Annotated in this window: 8 protein-coding genes; 6 read left to right on the top strand and 2 right to left on the bottom strand. The window is 63.4% G+C overall.

The genetic code is table 11. The annotated features are described in order from the left end of the window. The coding region (locus QZ964_RS13230; protein WP_292531264.1) for a helix-turn-helix domain-containing protein at positions 1 to 305 on the bottom strand (305 nt) is incomplete at its 3' end. Between the two features lie 576 nt (positions 306 to 881). Between QZ964_RS13230 and modB the strand changes: the two genes are divergently transcribed. The 6 genes from modB to QZ964_RS13200 all read left to right on the top strand — a co-directional run bounded on the left by modB (position 882) and on the right by QZ964_RS13200 (position 6,136). Continuing rightward, positions 882 to 1,601, top strand: coding sequence for a molybdate ABC transporter permease subunit (gene modB, locus QZ964_RS13225; protein WP_292532127.1), 720 nt, complete (start codon positions 882 to 884; stop codon positions 1,599 to 1,601). Continuing rightward, positions 1,598 to 2,692 carry a molybdenum ABC transporter ATP-binding protein gene (gene modC, locus QZ964_RS13220; protein WP_292532126.1) on the top strand — a complete coding sequence of 365 codons (1,095 nt, stop codon included), beginning with the start codon at positions 1,598 to 1,600 and terminating at the stop codon, positions 2,690 to 2,692. The genes modB and modC overlap by 4 nt, the downstream gene beginning before the upstream one ends. 356 nt (positions 2,693 to 3,048) lie before the next feature. Continuing rightward, positions 3,049 to 3,372: a YkgJ family cysteine cluster protein gene (locus tag QZ964_RS13215; RefSeq protein ID WP_292532125.1), complete on the top strand. Its 324-nt coding sequence runs from the start codon at positions 3,049 to 3,051 to the stop codon at positions 3,370 to 3,372. After that, positions 3,344 to 3,616, top strand: a complete 273-nt coding sequence (locus QZ964_RS13210; protein WP_292532124.1) for a hypothetical protein — start codon at positions 3,344 to 3,346, stop codon at positions 3,614 to 3,616. Before QZ964_RS13215 ends, QZ964_RS13210 begins: the two co-directional genes overlap by 29 nt. An 88-nt stretch (positions 3,617 to 3,704) precedes the next feature. Beyond that, positions 3,705 to 5,141 carry a ComEC/Rec2 family competence protein gene (locus QZ964_RS13205; protein WP_292532123.1) on the top strand — a complete coding sequence of 479 codons (1,437 nt, stop codon included), beginning with the start codon at positions 3,705 to 3,707 and terminating at the stop codon, positions 5,139 to 5,141. Next, on the top strand, positions 5,102 to 6,136 hold the full coding sequence (locus QZ964_RS13200; RefSeq protein WP_292532122.1) for a ComEC/Rec2 family competence protein: 1,035 nt from the start codon (positions 5,102 to 5,104) through the stop codon (positions 6,134 to 6,136). Before QZ964_RS13205 ends, QZ964_RS13200 begins: the two co-directional genes overlap by 40 nt. Here QZ964_RS13200 and lexA read toward each other — a convergent pair. Then, entirely contained in the window at positions 6,133 to 6,843 is a 711-nt protein-coding gene (gene lexA, locus QZ964_RS13195) for a transcriptional repressor LexA (protein ID WP_292532121.1), read from the bottom strand. The two genes, QZ964_RS13200 and lexA, sit on opposite strands and share 4 nt — an antisense overlap. Positions 6,844 to 7,022: the final 179 nt, after the last annotated feature.

Raw genomic sequence — 7,022 nt, 5'->3', positions numbered from 1 at the left:
GTCGGACCGTCCTCGATCATGCGCATGAGCGCGGCGCGATGTTCGTTCTTCAAGAGCGACGGTTGACCCGGCGCCTTGCGGTCAACGAGGCCACTCTCGCCATGCGCATTGAAGCGCAAAACCCAGTCGCGAACGACCTGGAGCGTCACGCCGCCAATCTTCGCCGCCTCGCCGCGCGGCGCGCCGTCGTAAATTGCGGCGAGCGCCAGGAGCCTGCGTGCCTGAGGCCCATCTTTCGCGCGCTTCGCAATCGCCCGAAGCGCATCCGCGTCAAAGTCTTCCCGCAGTCCAATCGCAGCCGCCATGGCGAACCCCCTGGAGTTCGCCAACTAGAATCAGACGAAAGCCGATTCGTGAAGACCCAATGAGTCTGCTTCAATGGGGATCGGTATAAGCTGTATTTGTGGCCGCCACACTTCGACTGGTGACAAGAAATGACCGGTTTCGCATGTTGCGAGCGATAGGGCTTCGCTGCGCGAGAGCCGGATTGTGGGGCGCGCTTTGCGTTCCATTCCGAATCCCGATTTTTTTCTTTTGTTTTTGCGAAACTGACTGCCATATTGCTCGAAAAACGGACTGGTCAAAGCTTCTCTGTTCCGCCAATATATAGCGAGTTTGTTCACGCCTCGCCGCTTGCGGGCGAAGGCGGTGCCGGTCTTCGGCGCCGAACCAATTGTCTGGAGCAAAGCGCGGCAGATCGCATCATCTCTCCGGGTCGATTGGCGGAGGCGACGAAAAGCGTCGTGTCGCCCCTCTCTCGCATCTTCGTTCCTGGAGCGAATCAGAGCGCGGCAGATGAGGATCGCGACCCGCGAAGGCGAGGCGTTACGAGACCGCGCGTTCGGGAACAGCGCGATCCGAGGTCGCCAAAGGACGCCGCATTGCACGACTTTCTGTCCGCCGCCCTTGTCGAATTGTCGCCTGCCGAATGGACAGCGATATGGCTCTCCCTGCGGATCGCGACCGTGGCGACGCTCGCCAGCCTGCCGTTTGGGATCGTTACGGCTTATGCGCTGGCGCGCTGCCAGTTCCCTGGCAAGACTCTTGTCAACGGCATCGTTCACCTGCCGTTGGTGCTGCCGCCGGTCGTCACCGGCTTCGTCCTGCTGATGCTGCTCGGGCGCAAAGGCGTTTTTGGCCCCTCTCTTGCGCAGATCGGCATTGTTTTCTCATTTCGGTGGACCGGCGCGGCGGTCGCCTGCGCCGTCATGGGATTTCCTTTGATGGTCCGCGCCATGCGGCTTTCCTTCGAGGCGATCGATCGGCGCATGGAATTGGCGTCGGAGACCTTGGGCGCGAACCGACTATGGACGTTCCTATTGGTCAACCTCCCTCTTGCAGTTCCGGGGATCATCGTCGGCGCCATTCTCGCTTTTGCAAAGGCGCTGGGAGAATTCGGCGCGACCATCACCTTCGTCTCGAACATTCCCGGCGAGACGCAGACGATTTCAGCGGCAATCTACAGCTATACGCAGGTTCCGGGTGGCGATGAGAGCGCGATGCGTCTGACCATCGTCTCGATCTTCATTGCGCTTTTCGCTCTCACGGCGTCCGAGATCGTTCAGTGGCGCGCAATGAAGCGCCTCGGACGCGGCCAATGATCGAGGTCGACGTCAGACTAAGGGCAGGCGCGTTCTCTCTCGACGTCGCTTTTGCAAACGGCGCAGGCGTAACGGCGTTGTTCGGGCAATCCGGCTCGGGAAAATCGCTCACGCTCAGCATCATCGCCGGATTGATCAAACCGGACGAAGGATACGTCAGGCTGGATGGCGACGCGCTTGTCGACGTCGAAAGAAATGTTTTCGTTCCGGTGTCGCGCCGACGCGTCGGCCTCGTCTTCCAGGATTCCAATCTCTTTCCCCACCTCAGCGTAAAGCAAAATCTCTTGTACGGCCGTTGGTTCGCGCCTCGCGGAGAGCGCCGGATCGAATTCGACGCCGTCGTCGAAACCTTGGGGATTGCGAAACTCGTTTCGCGCTCGCCAACCGGTCTGTCGGGCGGCGAGAGACAACGGGTGGCGATCGGCCGCGCCTTGCTGTCTTGCCCAAGGCTGCTTCTCTTGGACGAACCGCTGGCGGCGCTCGATATCCCGCGCAAGCTCGAGATCTTGCCATTGATCGAGCGCATCAGGGATGAGTTTGATGTCCCTATCGTCTATGTCTCGCACGCTGTCGAAGAGGCTGCTCGTCTCGCCTCCAGCGTCGTCGTTATGGATGGCGGACGGGTGAAGTTCGTCGGCGATCCCGCCGACGCCTTCAATCGACTTGCCAACTCGCCCGCAACCAACCGTTTCGATCGTTCCTCCGTCCTGACGGCTTCGATCGACGAAGTTTCCGCCCTATATGGATTGACGAAGCTGAGACATCCGTCCGGAACAATCTGGATCGAAGGTTCCGCAGGCCGACCCGGCGGCGTGGCGCGCGTCATTGTCAACGCGACCGACGTCGTGCTCTCGTTGCTTCCGCCTCAGGAGATCAGCGCCAGAAGCGTTCTTTGGGGCAAGGTGGCGAATATCCAATTCGAAGGGCCGATCGCGACGATCGAGATCGAGCTCACGGACGACGGACCGCTTCTGGCGACGATCACCAGAGGCGCTCTGGAAGATCTGTCTCTGAAGGAGGGCTCTCAAGTCTATGCGCTGTTCAAGACGGCCGCGCTCGACGAGCGGTCGATTGGCGTGGCCAACGCTTGAGGGCAGTGGCGCTATCCTACCGGTTTCGCGAGACTGGATTTGCTTTGCCGGCGAACTGTCGGAATAGCCCGACGTCGGCGCTTTGGCGATTTGGCGTCGGGGGCCAGTCTCCGGCGGCGGAAGCGATGGCGCATTGAACGCCGCGCCGGTCCGATCACCTTCGACTGGCGGAAGGACGGAGAAGATTGATGAGCGGAGATATCGGTCCCTCTGCCTTCTTCAAGGCCGCCTCGCGCGCGTTCAGCGATACGATAGACTCCTGCCGGACGCGCCCGGAGCTTGTCGCGCTGCTCTGAGCGCAGGCCTTTGACAGCTTTACGAGAAATGTCGCGATTCAGGCGGAGGGCGACCCGGTTTTGGCCTGCCATGGAGAATGCGCGGGCTGCTGCCGCCTGCGCGTCGTCGCTACGGCGCCAGAAGTCTTTCTGCTCGCGCGCTTCATCTCTTTGAACGCCGACGCCTTCGCTGAGCGCGGAATCTCGCTACGCGAGCGGGTGGCCCACGCCGATCGGGCGCTTGGCGCGCTGTCTGAAGAACAGCGAATGGCGGCTCAAGTCGCGTGCCCGCTGATCGAAGGCGAATTATGCCTTGGCTATAAAATCCGTCCGCTTGCGTGCCGCGGCCACGCAGCGTTCGACAAGGCGTCATGTCTTGCGGGCTGCGCGCGGCGAAGCCGTTGAAGCGCCGATCTCAACGCCGCATCTCGTCGTCCGCAGCCTCGTCCAGAACGCCTTGATGGCGGCGTTGCGGCGCGCCGGCTTGGCGTGGGGACTTTACGAAGTCAACAGGGCGCTAAATGTCGCGCTCTCGGTGCCGGACGCGCTCGACCAATGGATTTCGGGAGACGATCCCTTGACGTCCGCCCGAATTCCCGACTTCGACTTGATCGAAGCCGCCGCGATTTTTGACGCCGCCGGCGCGTGAACCTTGCGCACGGCCGAACCGTAAGCCGCGACAGAAGCGACGGCCGGCGTTAAGCTCGCGTATCTAAGCTCGATCAGGGACGATCGCCTTGGGCGAAGAGTCGCGCACGGCTGAGAAGGACGATGGCGGCCGCGATGTTTCATCGCGTTTCGTTCAGCTGCGTGCGCGGGGGTTGGTCGAAGGCTTGCGCAGGTCGCTCGAGCAGGAACGCGCGCTGCGGCGTCCCTTTCTGTGGCTGATCGTCGCTGCTGGCGCCGGCGTCGTGCTCTATTTTTCGGCCGAGCGCGAGCCGTCGCTGGCGCTATGCCTCTGCGCGCTCGCAGCCTTTGCGCTCCTCGCTGCGCTTACCCGCAGCCATGCGCGTGCGCGTGCGCATGCGCATGCGCTGTTTCTGGCGCTCGCTTTCCTCGCCGGCGGATTCGCGGCCGGCGCCTGGCGAACGGCGCGGGTCGCCGCGCCGATCGTTCCGCGGGTCGGGATCGGCGAGCTGACGGGCTTCGTCGAGGAGGTCGATCTGCGGCGCGCCGGCGCGCGTTTCATTTTGCGCGTCGCGAGCGCCGAAGGCTTTCCCGATGACGTCGTTCCCGCCCGCGTGCGCCTGACAACGCGCGGCGACCCGAATTTCTCCGCCGGCGACTTCATCGCCTTGAAGGCGCGGCTGATGCCGCCGGCGCGGGCGGCGCTCCCGGGCGGCTATGATTTTGCGCGCGATGCTTTTTTTGCGCGCATCGGCGGCGTCGGCAACGTGCTCGGGCGCATCGAAACAATGTCGCCGCCCGAACCGGCACCGCTATCGCTGCGTTTCTTCGCGCATATCGATCGCATGCGCAACGCGCTGGCGATGCGGGTCTATCGAATCATCGAAGGCGACGCCGGCGCGATCGCCGCCGCGATGGTCACGGGCAAGCGCGACCTCTTGTCGGAAGACGCCAAGAATCTCATTCGCCGGGCCGGCATATTTCACATCATCACCATCTCCGGCGTTCAGATGACGCTTGTCGCCGGCATCTTTTTTGTCGGCTTTCGCCGTCTGCTGGCACTGTCGCAAACCCTCGCGCTCAATTACCCGATCAAGAAATGTGCGGCGGCGCTCGCCATGCTCGGCGCCATTCTTTACGACATCGGGACGGGCTCGCGCGTCGGCACCGAGCGCGCGCTTGTGATGACTCTGATCATGCTGGCCGCGGTTCTGTTCGATCGGCCGTCGCTGTCGATGCGCAATCTGGCGCTTGCCGCGCTCATCATCATCGCCTTCGAGCCCGAGGCGTTGCTTGGCGCGAGCTTCCAGCTTTCTTTCGCGGCGGTGGCGGCTCTGATCGCGGTCTACGAATGGCGCGGCGAATATCTCGCGAAGCGGGGATCGACGATCGCGCGCCGCAAGGGTGGTGGGGCGCGTTTCGTGAAGGCGTCGCCGAGCGCCTGCTGCACGGACCCGGCGCGGCGATCTTCGCGACTCTCTGCGCAACCTCGGCGACCGCTTCATTCATGGCGAATGATTTTCACGAGCTCAGTCCCTATGTGCTGATCGGCAATCCGCTGACGCTCGCGATCATCGAATTCTTCGCCGTTCCCTGCGCGCTCGTCGGCGCCGCGCTTTATCCGCTGGGTCTCGACGGATTCATCTGGCGCTATCTTAAAATGGGCATCGACCTCGTGACCTATCTCGCGGGGCTGATCGCGAGCGCGCCGGGCGCGAGTCTGCCGGTCAAAGCCTTTGCGCCTTGGGCCATCCTGTTCCTTTCACTTGCGGTCTTGTCGCTCGTGCTATGGCGCACATGGGCGTGGCGCGCATTCGCGGTTCCTCTTGCGCTAATTGGATTGATGGGCGCAAGGAACGGCGCCCCATTCGATCTGGCCGTGCCGGCGACCGGAGAATCAGCGGCGCTGCGACTATCTTCCGGGCAACTTGCCGTCATGGGACAAAGGCCGGGCGCCTTCGCCGCCGAACAATGGCTGCGGGCGGACGGCGGCGCGCGGCTGTCCGCAGACGTCACGAGCGGCGTCGCCTGTGACGCCCGCGGCTGCGTAGCAAAGGCGATGAATGGCCGCTTTGTCGCGCTCATTGCCGAGCGCGGCGCGTTCCTTGAGGACTGCGCGCGCGCCGCCGTGGTCATCACGCCGCTTTACGCGCCGGCGGGCTGTGCCGCGCCGATCGTCATCGATCGCCGCAGGCTGGGCGAAACCGGGGCCGTGGCGCTGCGGTTCAAGGATGACGAGGTCGAATGGACGAGCGCGCGCCGTCGAAGAGGATCGGCCATGGTCGCCTGCGCCGCGCGAGCGCCGCAAGCCGGCGTTCGCGCCGCTCAGCGACGCGGAACGCAACGAAGAAGACGCGCGGGCGATGGAGCCGCTGGAATAAGAGGCGCGTCGCACACGCTCTGTCCGTCATTCCCGGCAGGCCGACGGCCTGCCCGGGAATCCAGGGGCAAAGTCATGAATGGCGAAGTTGTCCTGGATTGTCCGATCGCGCGGTGGCGCGCGTCGGAAATGACAGCCGTCGTTGAAAACGCGCGAAGCTAATATTTGCGCAGCAGGCTGACGAGCTTGCCCTGGATGCGGACGCGGTCGGGGCCGAAGATGCGCGTCTCGTAGGCGGGATTGGCCGCCTCCAACGCGATCGACGCGCCGCGCTTGCGCAGGCGTTTCAGCGTCGCTTCCTCGTCGTCGATCAGCGCCACGACGATATCGCCCGTGTCTGCGCTGTCCTGCTTGCGGATAACGACCGTGTCGCCATCGAGGATTCCGGCTTCGATCATCGAATCGCCGCGCACTTCGAGCGCGAAGTGCTCGCCGCTCATCAGCAGGTCGGGCGGCAGGTTGATCGTGTGGCTGCGGTTCTGGATGGCCGAGATCGGCGTGCCGGCGGCGATGCGTCCCATCACTGGAATGGCGACCTGCTGATCGCTCTCGTCCTCGAAACGCTCGTTGAGCGGGCGCACGCGGCCGAGGTTCCCCTCGATCACGGAGGGCGCGAACTTGCCGCTACGCCCGCCGGCGCTCCGCGGCGTGGCCGATTCGGGCAGGCGCAGGACCTCGAGCGCGCGGGCGCGATTGGGCAGGCGACGGATGAAGCCGCGCTCCTCGAGCGCGAGAATGAGCCGATGAATGCCGGACTTCGAGCGCAAATCGAGCGCGTCCTTCATCTCGTCGAAGGACGGCGGCACGCCTGACTCCTTCAGGCGCTCATGGATGAAACGCAAAAGGTCGTTTTGCTTTTTGGTCAGCATCGCCGCTCCGCCTCGCTCGCCCAATCGTCGAATTTCGCTGAGCCGCAGCTCTTGGCTCGATAACCTAAACAAATCATGAACGAACGATATACGTTCTCTCTGCGTTCCGCAAGTCATATGTCGGAGGTATCCCCTTTGAACATGTGGAGAAATGGTGGTATGGTTAACGCGTCGGTAAA

It is taken from the genome of Methylocystis sp. (assembly GCF_021731785.1).
Lineage (GTDB): Bacteria > Pseudomonadota > Alphaproteobacteria > Rhizobiales > Beijerinckiaceae > Methylocystis.
Note: the sequence above shows the minus strand (reverse complement) of the source record. Positions and strands in the feature narration are given on the sequence as shown.